Annotated in this window: 14 protein-coding genes and 1 pseudogene; 11 read left to right on the top strand and 4 right to left on the bottom strand. The window is 38.6% G+C overall.

All coding sequences use genetic code 11. The features are described 5' to 3' along the window. Window positions 1-44 precede the first annotated feature (44 nt). From E0H82_RS12850 to E0H82_RS12830, 5 genes are all read left to right on the top strand, one after another. Complete coding sequence (locus E0H82_RS12850; RefSeq protein ID WP_131265157.1) at window positions 45-806, top strand: hypothetical protein; 762 nt, start codon at window positions 45-47, stop codon at window positions 804-806. Between the two features lie 273 nt (window positions 807-1,079). Next, a complete protein-coding gene (locus E0H82_RS12845; RefSeq protein ID WP_228258660.1) occupies window positions 1,080-1,670 on the top strand; it encodes a hypothetical protein in 591 nt (196 codons plus the stop codon). A gap of 1 nt (window position 1,671) precedes the next feature. Continuing rightward, window positions 1,672-1,992 (top strand): hypothetical protein, encoded by a 321-nt coding sequence (locus tag E0H82_RS12840; RefSeq protein WP_131265156.1) that lies wholly within the window; start codon window positions 1,672-1,674, stop codon window positions 1,990-1,992. A 71-nt stretch (window positions 1,993-2,063) separates the two neighbouring features. After that, window positions 2,064-2,918, top strand: a complete 855-nt coding sequence (locus E0H82_RS12835) for a hypothetical protein (protein ID WP_131265155.1) — start codon at window positions 2,064-2,066, stop codon at window positions 2,916-2,918. Window positions 2,919-2,950: 32 nt separating this feature from the next. Further along, complete coding sequence (locus E0H82_RS12830; protein ID WP_131265154.1) at window positions 2,951-11,098, top strand: putative Ig domain-containing protein; 8,148 nt, start codon at window positions 2,951-2,953, stop codon at window positions 11,096-11,098. Between the two features lie 278 nt (window positions 11,099-11,376). Here the strand turns inward: E0H82_RS12830 and E0H82_RS12825 are convergent. Further along, window positions 11,377-11,616, bottom strand: a pseudogene (locus tag E0H82_RS12825) (integrase); the annotation flags it as partial. 344 nt (window positions 11,617-11,960) lie between these two features. On the opposite strand from E0H82_RS12825, the gene E0H82_RS12820 reads away from it, so the two are divergent. Further along, window positions 11,961-12,950: an AraC family transcriptional regulator gene (locus tag E0H82_RS12820; RefSeq protein ID WP_131265153.1), complete on the top strand. Its 990-nt coding sequence runs from the start codon at window positions 11,961-11,963 to the stop codon at window positions 12,948-12,950. Between the two features lie 70 nt (window positions 12,951-13,020). On the opposite strand, the gene E0H82_RS12815 is transcribed toward E0H82_RS12820, so the two are convergent. Then, a complete protein-coding gene (locus E0H82_RS12815) occupies window positions 13,021-14,361 on the bottom strand; it encodes an MFS transporter (RefSeq protein WP_131265152.1) in 1,341 nt (446 codons plus the stop codon). 471 nt (window positions 14,362-14,832) lie between these two features. On the opposite strand from E0H82_RS12815, the gene E0H82_RS12810 reads away from it, so the two are divergent. From E0H82_RS12810 to E0H82_RS12790, 5 genes are all read left to right on the top strand, one after another. Next, window positions 14,833-16,092 carry a dienelactone hydrolase family protein gene (locus E0H82_RS12810; RefSeq protein WP_131265151.1) on the top strand — a complete coding sequence of 420 codons (1,260 nt, stop codon included), beginning with the start codon at window positions 14,833-14,835 and terminating at the stop codon, window positions 16,090-16,092. A 2-nt stretch (window positions 16,093-16,094) separates the two neighbouring features. Beyond that, on the top strand, window positions 16,095-16,880 hold the full coding sequence (locus E0H82_RS12805; RefSeq protein ID WP_131265150.1) for an SDR family oxidoreductase: 786 nt from the start codon (window positions 16,095-16,097) through the stop codon (window positions 16,878-16,880). Between the two features lie 45 nt (window positions 16,881-16,925). After that, window positions 16,926-18,164, top strand: coding sequence for a styrene monooxygenase/indole monooxygenase family protein (locus tag E0H82_RS12800; protein ID WP_213073965.1), 1,239 nt, complete (start codon window positions 16,926-16,928; stop codon window positions 18,162-18,164). Window positions 18,165-18,194: 30 nt separating this feature from the next. After that, window positions 18,195-18,725, top strand: coding sequence for a flavin reductase family protein (locus E0H82_RS12795; protein ID WP_131265218.1), 531 nt, complete (start codon window positions 18,195-18,197; stop codon window positions 18,723-18,725). A gap of 108 nt (window positions 18,726-18,833) precedes the next feature. Next, the gene (locus E0H82_RS12790; RefSeq protein ID WP_416224502.1) at window positions 18,834-19,721 is read left to right on the top strand and encodes a transporter; all 888 of its coding nucleotides are present in this window, start codon (window positions 18,834-18,836) and stop codon (window positions 19,719-19,721) included. Between the two features lie 82 nt (window positions 19,722-19,803). Here E0H82_RS12790 and E0H82_RS12785 read toward each other — a convergent pair whose 3' ends face one another. Further along, window positions 19,804-20,823, bottom strand: a complete 1,020-nt coding sequence (locus E0H82_RS12785; protein WP_131265147.1) for a helix-turn-helix domain-containing protein — start codon at window positions 20,821-20,823, stop codon at window positions 19,804-19,806. Between the two features lie 382 nt (window positions 20,824-21,205). Then, window positions 21,206-21,671, bottom strand: a 466-nt coding sequence (locus E0H82_RS12780; protein WP_131265146.1) for an alpha/beta fold hydrolase, incomplete at its 5' end; no start/stop codon positions are given.

The raw sequence follows: 21,671 nt of genomic DNA, 5'->3' as shown, positions 1-21,671 counted from the left end.
ATTACGGTTATAATCTTGGGGTTTAACACTTACGAATAACAACAATGCACATTCAGTTTATAGTAGAAGATCGTGACCCTAGCACAGCTACGGGTCCAATTCAGGTGGGTTGGTTTTTAACCGAGGATAAAGCATCTATCCTTTTTGAACCACCTTATCGCATGCGTTCGCAATCTCAAACCAAACATGCAAAATCCGCCAGTCGCTGTCCAGCAGTATTGCAATTAGAGAGTCGCTATTTTGTGGTGAATTGTCCATTTGACTTTCATTTACGCTTTTCACGAGATGCACAGGGCAAACCAAGTATCGTGAATGTATTGGGTGAGCAATCACCTGTGCGGACTAATAAATTACGAGAACTGATTACACTGGTGAATGAAAATGAATGGCGTACTCCGCAAGTGCCTATTTTACAGTTAAAACTGCCGTATTGTTTTATTGCAGATGAAGTAGTGTACCTGACGCAATTAGAGGCCTTTGGACATTATCGCAAACATCCGCTTCCCGGTACTATTTTTGGAGGACGTTTCCCAATTCATATTTGGCCGCGTCCCTTAATGTGGGCCTTTGAATGGCATGACACCACAAAAGATTTAATTCTTAAAAGAGGTGAACCACTTTTTTATTGCCAATTTGATGGCTATGACCCTTCACGTAGCATCAAGCTGATGCAAGCCGAGAAAACCCCAGAACTGATGCACTACATGGATCAGATTTCGGGTGTGGTGAATTATGTGAATCAAACCTTTTCATTGTTTAATGAGGTGGAAAAGGTTCGGCCGCAGACGTTATTGTCTAAAAAATGAGGGGGATCTAATGAAAAGAATAATTATAGCTGCTTGTATAGGTTCAATCTTTTTAACAGCCTGTGAAAAGAAAAAAAAGAACCTGAATTTATAACACCGCGCGACCAATATGGTGCACGTTATAGTGTAGGTGATTTAGGGGGAAGGCCTGTTAACCTTGGTAGAGAAGCCCCATGGGTTGAATATGAAGATAATACAGGCTTTTTAACAGGTAAAAAATATAAACGTCAGACGCGGACCTATCAATCTAAAATTCAGGCCTTTGGATTTTATATGCGTTACACAGATAGATTGGTTTTAGTTCGCTATTATAAAGCATCACCTTATTCAGAGGAACAATATAATGCAGAAATTAACTTGCCTGATAATTATTGGGTAAGTGTAAGTGTATATGCAGATAGGCATTATAACGGTGACCTATCAACGAGACTAATAAACTCAACGTTAGAGACAAAAATATCATCAAAAAAACATTTAGAGGAATTCAATTTTAGGGGTATATACTTGCCCACTGATGAGTATGAATATAGCTTACAAAAGTATGTTCCACATCCTGAATGGGTAATAAGAAATAAGAAATTGGTGGCTAAAAATACGGGGTCTAATGCTTTATACAATATAGATGATTTATATGTTGAAAAAAATGAACAAGGAAAAGTGCTCACACTCATTAAATGTCAGCATTCTAACTACCCTAAAGCACGAATTTGTGAACAGGAATTTGTTTTGGAACCTGAAATGAAGGTTCGAATCTCAGCAGTATTTCAAAGCGTTCATTTACAAGATTGGAAACTCATTCAACAACAAGCAAAAAAAGTTGTACAAGGTTTTATTGTAAAACCAATCGACATTAAAGGAAAATAATATGACAAATTTACAAATGCTTTCAAAAGACAGAATAGATCAATTACTAGCACTATTAGATGCTGAAAAAATTAATGCGACAGCAGCTATATATCAGGAGCTTTCGGATCTGGGCTATGGTTATGCTGGATGGGGTTATGGTGTTGCTACTGGAGAAACTCTAACAGGACAAGGTGCTTTATTGTTTATGCAATCCGTAGCCGAGAAAACTCCAGAACTGATGCATTACATGGATCAAATATCTGGAGTGGTTAACTATGTGAATCAGACCTTTTCATTTTTTACTGAAGTGGAGAAATTAAGGCCAAAGAAATTTTTATAAATTATTGATAGTGATGGCTTAAATATTTACAGATTCTAGTTAAATTGACGATTTTTAGGGGGAATAAATTGATGATTAAACATAAGCATTTAATTTTAATGGTATTAATAGGAGTTTTTCTGCAGGCATGCGATAAAATATCAGATAAAAATAACATAGTTGAGGATCAGAAAGAAAAATCATCCGACTTCGTTCCTCCAATGGGGCCTTATGGATTACCTTATAGTGTTGGAAGATTTGGTGGAAAATCTGTGAATTTAGGTGAAGAGGTAAGTGCAGATTATGAAGTGTGCCCAGTATGGGAATGGAGCAAAACTGAACTTGAGTGTAGGCCAAAACCCAAACGTAATTATGATTCAATTATAAACTTTATGACTTTTAAAATACGTTATACGGATGGGGCACTGTTGGTTACATATATTAAGGCACCACAAGCAGCTGCTTTGCAAAAAGAATATCTAGTGCAAAATTTAAATTCTGATAATCCTTGGGTAACCGTTTTTGCATATGCTGGAAACAGATATTTAAAGGATGGGAATATGCAAGTTTTATTAGAAAGATATGTAAGGAGTAATTTACAAAATAATGAAAATCCAGATAAATACTATTTAGATATTTATATAAAAACTGATCAAATACAGAATGGTTTGCAAAAATATATTCCACACCCTAAATGGATATTCAATTCAGGCTATAAAAATACAAAAGACTTATATATATATGTAGATAAGTCACAAAGTAGTAGAACTACAATTATTCACTGTAGGAATCATCCTTTAACTAAAATTTGCGAGCAATCTTTTATCATGGAGCCAGATATGAAGGTATTTGTTCAAGCGAGTTTTAGTAGAAATCATTTAAAAGACTGGCGACTGATCCAAGAAAAAGTCAAAAAAAATATTTTAAGTTTTGTTGTAAAAAAATAGATCGCTTCAATTTCAATTAAAAGGTAATTAAAATGATTATACGTCAGACTTTAACATTAGCCGAAATAATACAGTATCAAGTACTATTAGATGAGCAGGGACTACAAGCTATTGAAGCTATATATCTTGCTTTACAGGAAAAAGGTTTTGCTTATGCTGGTTGGGCATATGGAGTTGCGAGTGGAAGCACGCTTACAGGACAAGCTGCTCTAAATTTTATGCAAATATCTGCAAATGAAAATTTTTCAGAAGAAAAAATAAATAATATAAGATTAGGAATGATTAGGGAATATTTAAATAGCTTAAATATTCAAGCAAGTAATAATGGAAATTATACTAATCAGGATATTAGTTTTGAAGTAACAGAGTCTTATCATGAATTGGTATTTAAAGAAAATAATTTATCACTTAATAATTGGACATTGGAAACACCTATGTTCATTATAAAAGCACATCTAGGGAAGTCAAAGTTAGAAGAGGTTTGGAGTGTAATTAGAGAAACTGAAGGTGATTATGCTGATGCATTACTAACTAGTTTAGATCTAGTATCTTTAATGATATTTGTTTGGAGTACTGGGAAATTTCCTAAAGGTGAAGATTTTGATAGGTTTTTAATAGAATTAAAAAACAATAATGGTTTAAATACTTTAGATCTATATGAAAGTTTCTCTTTCGAAGATGTGAGTAATGAAAATATAGAGAAATCAGGTGAATGGGTTGTAAATACAATACAATCAGTACCAGAAATACTGAAGGGATCTTTATCTGAGTTAATTTTTGGTCATAGTAATAAAGATTTTTACTTAGGTGATAATGATGTTGATGATCAAATAAATGCTAGTGAGCGTAATGATGTTGTTTATAGTTTTGGGGGGAGAGATAAAATATATGGGGGAGGGTTTGCTGATAAAATATATGCGGGTGCAGATAATGATGAAATATTTGGAGGTGATGGAAATGACTATTTAGATGGAGGCGAAGGAGATGATATACTAGATGGGGGAGAAGGAGATGATATATTAGTCGATGATTCTGGAAATGATTCCTATATATTTAATGGTAATTTTGGGCATGATACGATCTATGATGTAGATGGTAATGGTCTAATAAAAATAGATGGAGTTGTCATAACTGCTGGTTCAAAAACTAATGATGATGAGTGGTTAAGTGCGGATGGTTTATATAAAATTTCAGTAATAAATGACACTGATGGAGTGGCGAATTTCTTTTCTTTAGTGATTAGTAAAAATAATGATACAGCTAATAGTATTACAATTAAGCATTGGGGAAATGGTGAGTTAGGAATCGCACTACCAGATTTTGGACAAAAACAACAAGCAGAAAGTGGCATATATGCCTTTGGTAATAGTGAAAATAATATAATTTACAATCAGCAGTATGTAGCAACCTATGAAGGCAATGATTTAATTAATTCTACATTAAATAATGATGTAGCAATTTCTGGAACAGGAAATGATTTAGTCAACACTTTAGATGGAGATGATTTTATCTCTGCTGGTGATGGGAATGATATTGTTTTGGCTGGAAAAGGCAGAGACACAATTTATGGGGAAGAAGGCGATGATTTGATCATGAGCTCTGCGAATCTGGCAGCGGATGATCGAAAAATATTTACTGATTATTTTGATCAGCAGGCTACTGGGGATCAATTATCAGAAGGATTTAATGGACTAAATTTTTTCTATACACCAAATTTGGATGTAAATAATAAAGTTGAATCTTATTATATTATAGATGATTATAACAATCAAACATATAATATTTTGCCAATTATACAATTAAAATGGAGTTATCCAAATGGAATTAATTATTTTTCTAATTTTAATTCTGCAATGAATTATGGCAGTGGATTTTCAGGTGGTGATGTTGTTTATGGTGGAATAGGAAATGATATTGTAATTGGATCATCTGATACTGATTATTTATATGGTGGTGCAGATAATGATAATTTATATGCCTTAAATGGAAATGACTTTGTTTATGGCGGTATTGGTGAAGATATTTTATTTGGTGGTGATGGCATAGATCAAATTTATGGTGGAGATCAAAATGATGAGCTGATTGGAGGCCATGATAAGGATTTTCTCTATGGGGGAGAAGGTGACGATAGTATTGAAGGTGATTTAAGAACTTTAGTCGGTACGAGCGTTCCTCCTGCTGCATCAATATATTCACGATTTGGTGATGATCAGATTTATGGCGGTAATGGAAAAGATAGAATATGGGGTAATCTCGGGAATGACATTATTTATGGTGGAGAAGCCGAGGATAATATTTCGGGTGATCATGAGGGTATAGAGGGCAGTCTGCATGGTAATGACTATTTATATGGTGGTCAGGGCGATGATAGAGTCTTAGGTGATGGTGGTAAAGATACTATTTATGGGGGAGAAGGAAATGATCAACTCTCGGGAGATAGTGCTGGTATAGCGGGGCAATATCATGGTGAAGATATCATTAATGGCGATGCAGGTAATGATGATATTTGGGGAGAAGGTGGAAAAGATAATATTTATGGTGGAGATGGAGACGATACCATTTCAGGCGATAGTATTAGCTTAGAGTCTCAATATCATGCCGATGATAAGATTTGGGGTGATGAAGGGGATGATCATATTGCAGGAGATGGTGGAAATGATGAAATTTATGGCGGTGAGGGGAAAGATAGAATCTCTGGGGACAATTCTACCTTAGAGGGCCAACTCCATGGTAAGGATAAATTATATGGTGGTGTGGACGATGATTTATTATGGGGAGAAGGTGGGAATGATGAACTTTATGGTGGAGAAGGTGATGACTATATACAAGGCGATAATAACAATTTAAGTGGTCAATATCACGGAGATGATACTCTGTATGGAGAAGATGGAAAAGATAATCTTCGAGGGGATGGAGGCTCAGATATTATCTATGGAGGAGATGGTGACGATCACTTAATTGGAGACATCGCAGATAATCGTGCGTTTGATGGAAATGATCAACTTTATGGTGAGGGAGGTGCGGATTACCTAGCAGGTTTTGATGGTAATGATGTTTTAGATGGCGGCGAAGGAGATGATATTTTATATGGCGGTAGAGGAAATGATACTTTCATTAGTAATGATGGAAAAGACCAGTTAGTAGGTGGTGAAGGAGATGATACTTATCATATCCGAGTAAGGGATTCAGAAATAAAAATACTTGATAGCACAGGGGAAAATCATTTTTATTTAGATGGAAGCTTTAACTTATCTCAGATAAAAATTCATTGGTATTCCAATGCTGTCAGTTTAAAAGTTCCTACTCCAAGCCAAGACCCAGAAGCAGTCTTTCCAGAATTCAAATTAACGTTCTTTGATGCAAGTGAAACTCAACCTGTCCAAGGAGGAGGGATTATCACAGATGAATACGGCAATCCTGTTACAGGTGGTTATGATCAATACTTACACTTTAACTTAGAACTTGGTTCTTTTAATAAATTAAATTCTTTAGAAAGCTCTACTATAGATTATGTCATTCATTTGGATACATATTTAAAAGAAAGGGTTGGTCTAAGTTATCAATTATGGACTGGTAGCTGGCATGGTATACAGGCACCATATCTCATATTTTCAAATGGTTTAATTGAGAATAATAATTTAGTTTATCAAGGCTCTAAAATTGGTGATTTATTAGACATTGGTCAAATTCGAGACAATGTGAGCCAACATGGAGAATATCAAGCTGATGTCTATCAATTATTAGAGGGTGATGATGAAGTACAGGGATCTGTTGAGCGAGATGTTATCTTTGGTGGTCAAGGAGATGATTTAATCATTGCTAACGGTGGAGATGATGAAATAAGTGGGGATGATGGTGCAGATCGCTTATTTGGTGGTAATGGCAGTGATTTCATTGATGGTGGTCAGGGTGATGATAATATTTCAGGAGACCAAGGCAATGATCAGATGTTCGGAGGAGACGGAAACGATTTAATTAATGGTGGTTATGGAAATGATGAGCTTCGAGGTGATTCAGGAGAAGACAAATTATATGGTGAAGCAGATTCAGATCAGCTTTTTGGTGGTGATGGTGATGATCTTCTGGATGGCGGTGATGGTTCAGACATTCTAACTGGAGGTGCTGGAAACGATCTATTGGTTGGGGGAGAAGGAGAGGATGAGTATATCTTCGATCAAGACAGTGGTTTTGATACAATCAATGATGTTGATGAAAGTATCTTGCGGTTTAATGGTATAAACTCACAAGATAGTAGCTTATCGATTGATGGAAATGATCTAACAATTCAATTAAATAATGATTCTGCGATTATTTTTAAAGATTATTTAATCAATGCAAATATTAAAGAAATCGACTTTGCAAATGAAGTATGGACTAAACAAGATTTAAATAAAAATATTACTATAAATCAATATGGCGATGAGCAAGGCAATACAATTTCTGGGAATCAAAATTTTAATAATAATATTTATGGCGGTTCAGGGAACGATCATCTATATGCAAATGGCTTAGTCAATTATCTCTATGGCGGTGAGGGAGATGATTCCCTCTATGTATATAGAGAGGGGGCAGGTGCGAAAAGTACTGTATCAGGTGGGATTGGATATGACAGCTATTCAGTTCAATTTGGTAATGATACCTTGATTGTCGATGAAGATTATTCAGGCATCATCAAGGTAAGCTCGGAGGTATATTTTACCTTGGAAGGATATGCCTTTATTCGGGCACCATATAATTCCAAAGCTGAATTAATTTCAACTGATGGTGCGAATTCGTATTATAGATATACTCTCAATAATACCCCGCTTCTGAATGCAAATTATGATGCTGCTACTCATACTTTTGTTTTGAAAAAAGATGATCAAACCGTATTTGCACTAGGTGGTATAAATAATCTGAATGATCTAAACCAGTATTCGGGATTTAACATCCAAATAGATGGGCAAAGTGTTAATTATACAGGAGGAACCTCTGCTCACTATCAAGGTACAACATTTAATTTAATTGATTTTATTTCTTCATTAACCGAGATTAAATCTACATATACTGATCAAGATGACATCATTTATGGATTTAATAATGAAAATAATAGAGTGTTGGCTGGTGCGGGAAATAACATTATTTATTTGCAAGATGGAAATAATATTGTTAATGCAGAATCGGGTGATGATCAAATTTATGCAGGGAATGGTAACAATAATATTACTAGTGGAAGTGGTGATGATGAAATTATTATTGGATCGGGCTTAAACCAAGTATTTGCTGAAGCAGGTAATGATCACATTTCGATTGCATCAGGACAAGCTTATGGTGGGTCTGGCGATGATATTATTATTGCAGGAAATGCAGGTGTCTATTTGGATGGTGGTGAAGGCGTTGATCATTTGGTAGGAGGATTGGGCGATGATACATATATTGTTGATGAGCTTGATACTTACGAAGAAAATGCTATAGATGGCGGATATGATAGGATTCAGATCGCTCAAAGTGTTGATCTAGCATTAAACAACCTAGAGGCAGTAACACTATTAGGAGATCAGGATCTGAATGCATATGGCGATGATTTTGATAATGAATTGATCGGAAATAGTGGAAATAACCACCTAGATGGACGCGCGGGCAGTGATTATATGGCTGGCGGGGAAGGTGATGATTATTATGTCGTTGATGTGACAGATACGGTTGTTACAGATGAAGATGGGTATACCTATATCGTAGATGGCGATCGGGTTGTAGAAGATTCTGGTGCTGGTATAGATACCATTGAACGCTGGCAAGATGCACGATTTATTGGTCAGGATGAAAATGGTAATCCAGTACTCACAAATAGCTACCGATTATTAGAAGATAATATTGAAAATCTCATCTTAAAAGGCCAAGCTAAGACAGCCTTCGGTAACGAACTGGATAATATTATTACCGGTAATGCACAAGACAATTATATTGATGGTTTAGGTGGGGATGACACTTATATCTATGCCAAGGGTGGTGCTACAGATACCTACAGTTTCTATGATGATCATAATGCATTCAATACATTGCAAATTCAGGGCTATGAGGAGAGCGATGTCTTTGCTCAAAAGTATGGCAATAGTGTTTATCTCAGCTTTAAAGGAACCAGTGACCATATTTGGTTATCTAACTATTATGTCGCGGATACGACAAGTAAGACCTATAAAATGGATCAAATTGAATTTGATTCAGGTACTGTCTGGACCAGTAGCGATATAGATACTTTGGTCAATCGTGCTGCGAATAACCATGCTCCAACAGTTAATGCTGCAATCCCTGTGATTACCAGTAATCAAGGAACGGTTTTTAGCTATAAATTTGCAAGTAATGTGATTATCGATCAGGACAGCTGGGATTCGTTAAGCTATAAAATAACCTTAACGACCAAAGATAGTAATGGGCAATATCTACCAATTCCATCATGGTTAACCTTTGATCCGGCTACGCAAACTTTATCGGGTATGCCACCATCTGGCGTGACAGGTAACTTATCATTCTTCTATTGGGGAACTGATATGTACGGTCTAGGAACAGGTACATCATTTACTTTGAAAGTGAATCCACCTAATCAAGCACCAACTGTATTAAATCCAATTGCAGATCAGAGCGTTACAGATGCGAAAGCATTTAGTTATACCGTTCCTTCGACTACATTTAAAGATCTTGATGGCGATACTTTAACCTATACTGCAACCTTAGAAGATGGAAGCCCGCTACCAGCATGGTTAACATTCAATGCGAGTACAAAGGTCTTAAGCGGAACCTCTCCAGATTATGCTGGGGCCTTAAATATTAAAATTACAGTCAAAGATACTGCAAATCAGACGGTGTCAGATGTATTTAAAATCACATTTGTGGTTCAGAATTTAACTGTAAATGGAACAAGTAGTATAGATACACTCTATGGTGCATCAGGGAATGATACGATCACTGGACTAGCGGGTAATGACATACTGTATGGTCAATCTGGAAATGACACCCTCAATGGTGGTACGGGTAACGATACAATGTATGGTGGAAAAGGAGATGATATCTTTGTCATTGATAGCTCTACGGATATTGTAAATGAAAATACTAATGAAGGAATAGACACTGTCCAAAGCAGCATCACCTATACATTAGGCAATAATGTCGAAAATCTCACCTTAACAGGTACAACTGCCATTAACGGAACGGGTAATGCACTCAACAACACCTTGTTGGGAAATAGTGCAATCAATACCTTAACAGGTGGGGCAGGTGATGACTATCTAGATGGTGGTGCTGGAAATGATAAATTGCTGGGCGGTCTAGGTAATGATGTTTATGTTGTTGATAGTACAACTGATACGATTACAGAGAATACTAATGAGGGTATTGATACGGTTCGTAGCTCGGTGACATACACTTTAGGTAATAATTTAGAGAACCTGACACTGACTGGTACAACAGCAATAAATGCTACAGGAAATGCACTTAATAATACGCTTATAGGGAACAGTGCAGTTAATACCTTAACGGGTGGAGCAGGTGATGACTATTTAGATGGTGGTGCCGGAAATGATAAATTGCTGGGCGGTCTAGGTAATGATGTTTATGTTGTTGATAGTACAACTGATACGATTACAGAGAATACTAATGAGGGTATTGATACGGTTCGTAGCTCGGTAACATACACACTAGGCAATAACCTAGAGAACCTTACACTAACAGGTACAACAGCAATAAATGCTACAGGAAATGTACTCAACAATACACTTACTGGCAATAGTGAGGTAAATATTCTGAATGGTGGGGCTGGTAATGATATCTTAGATGGTCAAGGTGGTAATGATCAATTTACAGGTGGGACTGGATCGGACACGTTGATATATCAACTATTGGTTGCATCAGAAGCTGCTGGGGGTAATGGTACAGATAGTTGGTCAGATTTCACGGTTGGCAATGTTTCGACCAACATGAATGCGGATAAAATTGACTTTGGTGATTTGCTCATTAATTTCACTGGTAATTACAACACTAGTAGCCTAGATCCATATATCAAAACATTGGTAAGTGGTTCTAATACGCAGCTTTACATAGACAGAGATGGAGGTGGAATGAGTTATAATAGTACCTTACTGCTGACATTAAATAGTGTGAATACCAATTTAAACGATCTACTCAATAATCAGCAGATCGTTATTTAATTAACACAATACTTGATTGAAAGAACTAGGGGAGCTTTCCTCTAGTTCTTTTTTACTACCAACAAAATAAAGCAGGGAGAAACTGTGTCAAAGGATGATCCAAGCTAGATACTTTTTTCATGTGAAAATGACATAAGCAAGATAAAGAAAGCCCATTTAGCATTTAAGGTATCTCATTTAAAACTCTAATTCATAAGAGATAAAATTACTTTATCTCCTATTTTTTAGTAAGTACTGTAATAATTGGCTTCATGCTATTTGTGCATGATAAATGTGGCTCAATTAGCCATTAACCTTTTACGTTTTTCAAGATAGGTTCCACGTAAGTAAGCAGCTTCAACTTCACCTTGCAGTTTGTGAGCAAGTACATGATCACAGACCTCACTTAGATAATCTATTTTATCTGCTGACCAGTCGCGTAATGTAGATCGAGAACCGTGGGTGATTATCAGACGATTTGGTTTAGGATCAATATGACCAAAACTATTTTCTTTAAACTTCTGTTTATGCATACCTTTAAGAATTATTGATGCATTATTTAGTGATAAGAATTTTAAAAAGCAATTGGAATATGAGTCTGTATATTTTGTCGTTGAAAAAGGATTTATGTGTGCACAATGCTGATTGTTGAGTCGGAAAAGCTTCTAAAAATATAACAATAACAAACGGGCTGAATCAGTTTGATATAAAAATATACTCTAGAGGTATTTCACAAAATTAACTTTTTCATTTAAAAAAAGAAAAAGATTCTGTCTTGATATATAGTCTAATTAAATGGATAAAAGAATGATCAATCGAAGGATTTTGATTGGCATAAAAGTTGCTGATTTAAGCAATAGGGTCTTAGCTAGGTGAAAAGGATATGATATCACTCAGCCAACAGATGAATGTGAACCACTATTCTCGGCAAGCAGATTTTGCTCAGAATTTAATGTCGAGCATTTGTGGCGAACATCGTTTAGATACAAGTGCACGCGATACCTTAGATTTTCATTACGATGGTATGCGTTTGCCCAATCGAAAAATGGCGATTGGCACGATTCGTTATGGTGCAAATGTCGCCATCAATATTTCCAATTTAAAAGCCTATAGTATTAGCTTGCCTTTGCAGGGGAAACAGGCCTTAAGTATTCGTGGTGAAAATTATGTTTCAGATGAGAATAGAGGATTAATTGTTTCGAATAATGATTGTCAGGAATTAGTTATTAACCGTGATTGCCAGAAATTACAGGTTGTGATTCCTGAGCGAAGTATGCACATGGTTTTGGCAGATTTATTGAATCAGTCCATTGATCAGCCGATTATTTTTAATCCAGAAATGCACATCGATTCAACTCAATTAATTCATGCATGGTGGAAAAACATCCAAAATTTCTTGCAGTTTAATGCACAGAATAATGGTTTTTTTGGCTTGCAAATGCTGTCCGATGATTATGAAAATTTTGTGATTAAGGCGTTATTGCTTTCTCAGGAGCATAACTATTCTGCGGCATTGAAAGTACAGGCACAGCAACAAGAGCCGATCTATATTCGCAAAGTTAAAAATTTTATTATTGAGCATGCACATGAAGATATTCGTGCTGATGATTTACAACGTTTGGCAGGTGTTTCAAAGTCAAAACTGTACGATGAATTTCAGCAATATTATGGAACTAGCCCGATGTCCTTTTTACGCAAATATCGCTTGCAGCAAATTTATAAAATTTTAAGTCATGCCAATATGAATGCTAAGTTATCGATTTCAAAACTGGCTTATGATTGGGGTTTTACCCACCTCAGTCGTTTTTCCCAAGACTATAAAGAGGAGTTTGGTGAAAAGCCGAGTGAAACTAAAAATAAGTCACGTGAATAAATGATGAGATATAAGAAACCCCTGATTGAGCAATTTCATCAGGGGTTTTTTAATGCAATATATAAATGGTTTAGATCGAATTTTCTAAGTTATAGATTGCTTTAGTTTTAGATTTTTCATAGATGACTTTTAGGGTTAAAGCCATAAATGAAATGAAAGTTGGGATAGCCAGTATAAAGAAGATGCCACCCAAACTTAAGTTAAAGGTGAAAATAAGTGAACCAAAGAATGCCCCCAAGATCGCACCAATCCGTCCGATGCCATGCATCCAAGACACACCAACTGCGCGGCAAACGGCTGGATAGAACAGGGTTGCCAGTGGTAAGAGTGAAGATTGCGCGCCAGCAAGTAATGCACCAATCAAGAAAATGGTGATGCCGAGCAACAAAATATTTGAGCTGACTATACCTGCAACAAGGAATAAGCCGAACGCGATGAGATAGGCATATTTAATTACGGTGGTTGGATTCACTTTATCCATATACCACCCCATGATGGTTGCGCCAATTACACCACCAAAAGGGAAAATTGCGGCAATTAAGCTAAATTGTTGTGTGCTAAAGCCCGCCGTTTTTAAAATAGTTGGCATCCAACTGGTTAAAAGATAAAACACTAAGAGGCTGGTAAAACAGCATAACCACAACATGCTAGAACCCCACAAATATTTGCCCAATACAATTTTTACAGGATTTTCATTGGTGGTTTCGGTTTGTGGTAACACCAGTTTTACGGGTTCGCTAAACGGATGTCCTTGAATTTTCTCTAAGATAGCGAGTGCTTTGTCTTGGCGGTTGCGTGCAATCAGCGATTGTGTCGATTCAGGCAACGCAAGTAGCAAGACAATCACCAACAGTAAAGGAATACTACCGCCAAGAATAATGACTTTCGACCAACCAAGTCCTTCAAGTAAATAGGCGGACAATACTCCACCACAAGAAATGCCTAACATAAAACCACAACCTGCCAGCCCTGTGAGAAACGCTTTTCGCTTAACTGGCATATATTCAGACACCATAGTACTGATGTTTGGCATGGCTGCACCTAATCCAACCCCCGTAATAAAACGGTAAATCATCAGTTCTTGGGTAGAGCTGGCAAAGCCACAAAGAATGGTAAACACTGAAAATAGAAGGGTGGTTGTGACAATAATGCCTTTACGACCAAACTTATCGGACAGGGGGCCTGAGATAATCGCACCAATTGACATACCGACCAATGCGGCACTGAGTACGGGTGCTAATTGTGGTTTGCTAATCCCCCAATCATCCAGTAAAGCAGGTGCAATAAAGCCAATAATTCCTGTATCTAGGCCATCGCAGAAAAAGACCAAAAAACCCAGTATAAAAACGAGCCATTGTAGAGGGGAGAGCTTCTCCCGATTGATAATATTGGTTGCTTCAATTGTTCTCATAATTCTTCCTTTGAAAGTATGTTTTAGCTCGGTTGGATTGACCCTTTTTGTACAAATTTACTCATGGCATTGATGGATGAATTTTGCGTTAGCAATGTTCTCATGCCATGAGCATCAGTGAAGGGTGTTCGATTTACACCAGAGTCATCGCCTTGTTTTGATAGGTATCAGGACGCTTGAAACGGTAGAAAAAGTTGCGATATCGCGAGGTATGAACATATCTTGATTGAACTATTTTTATACTTGGAGGGCTATCCATTAACTCCTGAACTTCATCCATTTTTTCCATTCGTGCCAGATAGTTTTTTTTACAGATTATTTTGTGTCACCTGCACAAGCAAAAGAAGCATCCATATTTAGACACGCGATTTAGAATTGCGCATGGATTGGATAGTGCTCGCAGCTTTTGGACAGTCATCCTAAAAATTTGGATAGAAGATAAAGCCATAACAAAGTCAGGAGTTGACGATTATGGCTGGTCAAACGATTCAGATAAAAACCGAGACTGGTAAACAATTTAGTGCTTACTTGGTCGCCCCATCTTCAGGTAAAGGTCCAGGCATTGTGCTGTGTCAGGAAATCTTTGGGGTCAATGCTGCGATGCGGGAAAAGGCAAATTTTCTTGCCGAAGAAGGATACACCGTTCTTGTACCTGATTTGTTTTGGCGTAGTGCAGCCAATGTTGAATTGGGTTATACCCCAGAAGATTTTCAAAAAGCTTATACACTTTATCAACAATATGATGAAAACTTAGGCGTAGAAGATATTCAGGACAGTCTGGCTTATCTGCAAACACGACCTGAATGTGATACGTCTACAGGGCTGGGTGTTGTTGGGTATTGCTTGGGTGGAAAACTGGCATATTTAGCTGCCTGTCGTTTACCAGAAGTTGCTTGCGCCGTTGGGTACTACGGGGTTGGTTTAGAAAATGTACTGGATGAGCTAGCAAACCTAAAAGGACGTTTGGTGCTGCATATTGCAGAGTTAGATCAATTTACGCCACCAGATGCGCGACAAGCAATTTTGCAAGCAGCGAGTCAATATAGCAATGTCAAAGCTTATGTCTATGAAGATGTCGATCATGCCTTTGCTCGACCGAAAAGTGAACATTACCACAAACCATCAGCCCGATTTGCCCATGAGCGAACAGTGACTGCACTGCATGACACGATTGGACCACATTATGACTTAGTGGCGTTATGGGAAGAGCATATTCGGCATGAGTTTGATACACGAGATGTCCCTGCGACGATGGCAACCATGGTGGCTGAACCTTATGTCAATCATATTCCAACGTTGACAGGGGGTGTGGGGCAAAGTCAGTTAGCGCGTTTCTATCGTTACCATTTTGTCCATCAAAACCCTGAAGACATGAAGATTACCTCTATATCACGCACGGTGGGATCAACGCAGGTGGTCGATGAATTCATCATGAGCTTTACCCATGACACCGAAATTGATTGGCTACTGCCAGGGGTGAAACCAACAGGCAAATACGTCGAAATTCCAATGCTTGGTGTTATTCAATTTCGCGGTTCTAAACTGTGTCATGAACATATTTATTGGGATCAGGCATCGGTACTGGTGCAAATTGGTTTACTCAACCCTGAGGGATTACCTGTGGCCGGTGTTGAGACGGCTAAAAAACTCCTGAATGAAGATTTACCTTCCAATACGCTGATGCCGTCATGGAACAGCAGCGAAGGCAAACCCATTGGTGAGGGAGTGTAATTATGAACATTGATTTAAAAGGCAAGGTTGCCGTGGTCAGTGGCGGTGCAACCCTCATTGGAAAGGCCGTGGTTCAGGCTTTGGTGAATGCAGGCGCACGCGTTGCCATTCTAGATATCGATGCCAACGGAAAGAAAATTGCAGAAAGTTTTCCTTATGACGTGATGTTCATACAAGTGGATTTGACCAGTGATGTTGCGATTCAGCAGGCAGTCAAGAACATTCATCAGCATTTGGGTGAAGTCAGTTGTTTAGTGAACTTGGCATGTACTTACTTGGATGATGGCTTTCAGTCCTCTCGTCAGGATTGGCTAAAGGCATTGGATGTCAATGTGTTGTCTGTAGTGGAGTTAACGCGTGCCTTTTATCCAGACTTAAAAGAGCATCGTGGTTCGATTGTGAATTTTACTTCGATTTCTGCCAAGTATGCACAAACAGGACGCTGGTTATATCCAGTATCCAAAGCGGCTATTCGCCAATTAACTCAAAGTATGGCCATGGATTTTGCCGCTGATGGCATTCGGGTCAATTCGATTTCCCCAGGTTGGACATGGTCGCGGGTGATTGCCGAAGTCAGCGGTAACAACCGTGAAAAAGCAGATGGCGTTGCCGCGGATTATCACTTATTGGGTCGCTTGGGACATCCAGAAGAAGTGGCCAATGTGGTGCAGTTTTTACTATCACCTGCCGCGAGTTTTGTAACTGGGGCAGATTACGCCGTTGATGGTGGATATTCAGTGATGGGACCTGAAGGGGCACAACCCGCCATTCCACGCTTAGCCAGCTAAGACAGATATTCATTATTCAGAACATTAAGAAATTTGGAGAAACACATGCGCCGTATTGCAATTGTTGGAGCAGGACAATCAGGCCTGCAACTTGGATTAGGTCTGTTAGATACAGGCTATGACGTAACTTTAATTACCAACCGTACTGCCGATGAAATCCGTCAGGGCAAAGTCATGTCGAGTCAATGTATGTTTCATAATGCTTTACAAACGGAACGAGACTTAGGGCTGAACTTTTGGGAAGAGCAATGTCCTGCAGTGGAAGGAATTGGTTTGGCTTTGGTCAATCCTGAACATGGTGGCAAAGCATTTGAATGGAGTGCGCGTCTGGAACGCTATGCACAATCGGTCGATCAGCGCGTAAAAATGCCCTTTTGGATGCAGGAATTTGAAAAACGTGGGGGTCGATTAATCATTCAGGATGTGGGTATTGAAGAACTAGAGCAATTGGCCAATGAATATGAGTTGGTCTTGCTCGCCGCAGGAAAGGGTGAGGTTGTCAAACAGTTTGAACGTGATGCGGAACGAAGCACCTTTGATCGACCGCAACGTGCCTTGGCACTGACCTATGTCAAAGGCATGAAACCCGTCTCGCCATATTCACGCGTCACTTTCAACATCATTCCAGAAGTAGGGGAATACTTCTCTTTTCCAGCACTGACCATTAATGGACCATGCGACATTATGGTTTTTGAAGGCATTCCCAACGGATCTATGGACTGTTGGCAAGATGTACAAACGCCTGAACAGCATTTACAGCGCAGTCTTGAACTGCTTAAAAAATATGTGCCATGGGAATTTGAGCGTTGTAGCAATGTTGAACTTACCGATGCAGGCGGCTATTTGGCAGGTCGATTCCCACCAACAGTGCGTAAACCTGTTTTGACGCTGCCTTCAGGTAAAAAAATCTTTGGCATGGCAGATGCTCTAGTCGTAAATGATCCAATTACAGGTCAAGGTTCAAATAACGCTGCCAAATGCAGCAAAATTTATTTCGATGCCATTTTGTCTAATGATGATCAGATTTTTAGTGAAGCATGGATGCAACAAACCTTTGAACGTTATTGGGCTTATGCCGAAAAAGTCGTGGCTTGGACCAATAGTCTGCTGTTACCACCGCAACCGCATGTCGTGGAATTACTTGCCGCTGCCAGCCAGAACCAAGCGATTGCATCAGTGATGGCAAATAACTTTGATGACCCACGAGACTTTGCACCGTGGTGGTTTGATGCGAAACAAGCTCAGCATTTTCTTGCCATGAAAACAGCTCAAAAAGTTGCCTAATCAGGTTTTGTAAAAAGGATCTTACTCATGATTGATAGCATTGAAGATATGGCATTACTGCCAGTAAACGTTGAAAACCCAAGAGAAATACGGAATTTACTCGGTCAGTTTGCAACAGGCGTAACGGTCATCACGACACGCAGTAAGCAGGGACGAAAAGTAGGCATGACAGCGAACTCTTTTTCTTCCTTGTCACTCGACCCGCCATTAATTTTATGGAGTTTGTCTAAAACGGCCCCAAGCCTGTCAGATTTTGTTGATGCTGAACATTTTGCGATTCATATGTTGGCACAGGAACATCATTCACTTTCAGGACATTTTGCCAAAGCCTCTGCCGATAAATTCGCTGGAATTGCACATCGAGAATGTGATGTAGGTGTACCGATACTGGAGGATGTGTTGGCAACCCTTGTCTGTCGAAATGTGACCCAATACGAAGGAGGCGATCACCTTATTTTTATTGGTCAGATTGAGCAATATCAACAACGGCAGGGAGAGCCATTGGTTTTCCATGCAGGGAAATACCGAGTCGCGGCTGCTCATCCAGAGCTAAGCAATTAACGATTTAGTCACGATGTTTCATCGTGACTTTTTATTTAGGAAAAAACAATGAAGTCTCATGTCGTACAAAAAAGTGTTTTGCTCTGTAGTTTGAGTTGTATTTCTGTTATGGCACAAGCCTATGATTTGCCAACTGTAAATTTAGGTATGACCAGCTTTTTAGATGGTGGCTTACCTGCGGGGACAGGTTGGTATGCACAGACCTATTTTCAAAACTATGAAAGTGATGAATTGGTCGATGCACATGGGAACAAACTCCCTTTACCGAAAACAGACCTCAACTATCAAGTGATCGTGGAGCAAATTAGCTACTTATCTCATGTTAAATTAGGCGATCATGCCAGTTTAGGGATTAACTTTCTGATTCCATTTGTGAGCAAAATGGATATGGATGATGGCTTGAATAATCTGGCAATCAAATCACAAAGTGGTTTTGGCGATGTCATGATTGGCCCTTTTGTGCAATTCGATCCAATTATGGGCACAGCAGGTCCAAAATTTGTACATCGGATTGAGTTTCAAGTGAACCTGCCAACAGGGGATTACAGTTCACAAAAAGATATCAATCCAAGTAATCATGCCGTTTCGTTGAATCCGTATTGGGCGGCAACATACTGGTTTAATCCCAAATGGACAGCTTCGACACGCATTCATTATCTGTATAATTTTAAAAATGATGATCCAAGTTATGCCTTTTCAGGTGCAGATGAGATTCAAGCAGGGCAGGCATTACATGCAAACTTTGCTACAGATTATGCCATTACGCCACAATTTCGCTTGGGGCTAAATGGCTACTGGTTAAAGCAAATCACCGATACCGAAGTGGATGGCGAGAAAGTAAAAGGGCGTAAAGAAAAAGTTTGGGCAATTGGTCCAGGTGCAATGTACAGTTTTTCACCAAATAACCATGTCGTTGCCAATGCCTATTTTGAACAAGATGCAGAAAACCGCCCTGAAGGGACGCGAATGCAAGTTCGTTATATTCATTATTTCTAACTCAACCTAGCCTTTTATCCATACAGGATAAAAGGCGATTTCTTTCTTTGAGAGCTGAATTGTAGATTGTATTTTAATTGGGTTAGCTACAACGACGGGTAGATGATGGCAAAGTTCCAAAACGTCTTTTATATTCTTGAGAAAATCTACCTAAATGCGTAAATCCCCATTTAAATGCCACGTCCGTAACGGTCAAATGGTCATTTCGTACAAGTTCTAAGTGTGCCTGCTCAAAACGTAATTCTCTCAGATATGCCATTGGGGTCGTGCCCAAATAGTTTTTAAAGCCCGTAAATAAAGTACGAACACTTACACCTGCTTGTTCGGCCAGCGTTTCCACACTTAACGGCTCATGTAAATGTTGTTGAATATAGGCTTCAGTCCGTTTAATAAAGTGCGGCGAAATCGTTTTATCTTTATGAGAATCAATTTTATCTAAGCCATTATTGGGCTGCCCATAAATCAGCGCGTTTAATAGATTCGATTCAAACTGTTTAAAAGCCAATGGATGATGCAGTGGATGTTTGTCGCATGCCAGTGCATCCATTAAGGTGCGGAGCAATTGCAAAAAGTAGCTGCCATTTTGGGTAGTAAAATCGAGTTTAGGATCAAAAATAAGCGGAGTGTTGTCAGTGTCAGGAATATGCTGGCGACAATGATGCAGAAAATCATCTTTAGAAATTTTTAAAATAAGTTGCGGAGAGTTGGCATGCCAGCGCATCCGCAAAGATTGTTGTGGTGAGATGATGGATGCGACTTGCGAATAGGACATAAATTTTTGACGTCCAAATTCAATTTCGGCATAACCATGGGTTGGAATCTGGATTAAATAAAATTTGTCTAAATGGTCGGGTTCTATAATCACATCCGCACCGTAGACTAAACGGCTAATAGACAGGGCACCTGTTTTAACATGGTGCATGGTTGCACTAAAATTTTTCTGTGGCTTGGAGATTTTTAACAGGTGAGGCTTAAAAACTTGCCCCACATTTTTACAGGTTTCATTTATATCTTGATGGTTGAAGAGTAAATTATGGGGAGAAAAAATAGATTCCTGCTGGAAATTCCGTCCATTTAATTCAGAAGAGTTGGCTTGATACATATCGTTATTCCTTTGGCTAACTCCTGCTTGTATTTCACCTTTGAAAATTCTGCTCGGAAGAATTTTGAAGCGGGTGTAAATACTGCACTTAGATGATTCAGTTGTGTGCAAAATATATAAAGATCAATGCAAGATACAGACCAGAATTGCCAAAAATGCTGCTTTCAACAAGTATTCAGTGAAGGAGTGAATATCTTTATTTTAAGTGTTTAATAACAGGCATATACTTGAAGATTCCATTCCATGCGCTTGGTTTTCTTATTCAGATCTTAGTCCTTAAGATCTACACAATTTTATAGCAAATCCAAGTAATCTGGTCAATTTTATGATCACTTGGATTATGCTGATCTTATTAAAATATGATGTATTAATGAATGTATGCCTATAGACATGCATTCACTTGTAAAAAATTCATAAGGTTCTGATTAAACGCCGTTGGCTGTTCCACATTAGAAATATGCGACGCATCAATTTCTACCAACTGACTGTTCGGAATCTGACTCTGCATAAACTCAGCATCCGCCACGGTTGTCACAGGATCTTGCCGTCCTGCAATAATCAATACAGGCACCGTAATTGTCTTTAATTGTTCCCGAACATCCGCCTTAGCCAAAGCTTCACAACAACTCGCATAACCTTCTGGGCTGCCAGCACCTAAGTCGTTTGAAAGCGTTGCAACCGTTGCTGCGTTACTTTGGATAAAGGGATCTGTAAACCATCGCGAAGCTGCGCTGTCCGCGATGGATTGTAAACCTTGAGATCTGACCAAAGCCGCCCGATCCAGCCAAGCCTGCTCCTGACCAATTTTAGCCGCCGTATTACACATCACCACATGGCTAAAACGCTCA

Source organism: Acinetobacter sp. ANC 4910 (assembly GCF_004331035.1).
Classification (GTDB): Bacteria; Pseudomonadota; Gammaproteobacteria; order Pseudomonadales; family Moraxellaceae; genus Acinetobacter.
This window is presented reverse-complemented; position numbering and strand designations above follow the sequence as displayed.

Excerpts from the sequence above, each read along its gene's own strand:
- E0H82_RS12850 (WP_131265157.1), top strand. The coding sequence starts at position 45 with ATGCACATTCAGTTTATAGTAGAAGATCGTGACCCTAGCACAGCTACG.
- E0H82_RS12845 (WP_228258660.1), top strand. The coding sequence starts at position 1,080 with ATGCGTTACACAGATAGATTGGTTTTAGTTCGCTATTATAAAGCATCA.
- E0H82_RS12840 (WP_131265156.1), top strand. The coding sequence starts at position 1,672 with ATGACAAATTTACAAATGCTTTCAAAAGACAGAATAGATCAATTACTA.
- E0H82_RS12835 (WP_131265155.1), top strand. The coding sequence starts at position 2,064 with ATGATTAAACATAAGCATTTAATTTTAATGGTATTAATAGGAGTTTTT.
- E0H82_RS12830 (WP_131265154.1), top strand. The coding sequence starts at position 2,951 with ATGATTATACGTCAGACTTTAACATTAGCCGAAATAATACAGTATCAA.
- E0H82_RS12820 (WP_131265153.1), top strand. The coding sequence starts at position 11,961 with ATGATATCACTCAGCCAACAGATGAATGTGAACCACTATTCTCGGCAA.
- E0H82_RS12815 (WP_131265152.1), bottom strand. The coding sequence starts at position 14,361 with ATGAGAACAATTGAAGCAACCAATATTATCAATCGGGAGAAGCTCTCC.
- E0H82_RS12810 (WP_131265151.1), top strand. The coding sequence starts at position 14,833 with ATGGCTGGTCAAACGATTCAGATAAAAACCGAGACTGGTAAACAATTT.
- E0H82_RS12805 (WP_131265150.1), top strand. The coding sequence starts at position 16,095 with ATGAACATTGATTTAAAAGGCAAGGTTGCCGTGGTCAGTGGCGGTGCA.
- E0H82_RS12800 (WP_213073965.1), top strand. The coding sequence starts at position 16,926 with ATGCGCCGTATTGCAATTGTTGGAGCAGGACAATCAGGCCTGCAACTT.
- E0H82_RS12790 (WP_416224502.1), top strand. The coding sequence starts at position 18,834 with ATGGCACAAGCCTATGATTTGCCAACTGTAAATTTAGGTATGACCAGC.
- E0H82_RS12785 (WP_131265147.1), bottom strand. The coding sequence starts at position 20,823 with ATGTATCAAGCCAACTCTTCTGAATTAAATGGACGGAATTTCCAGCAG.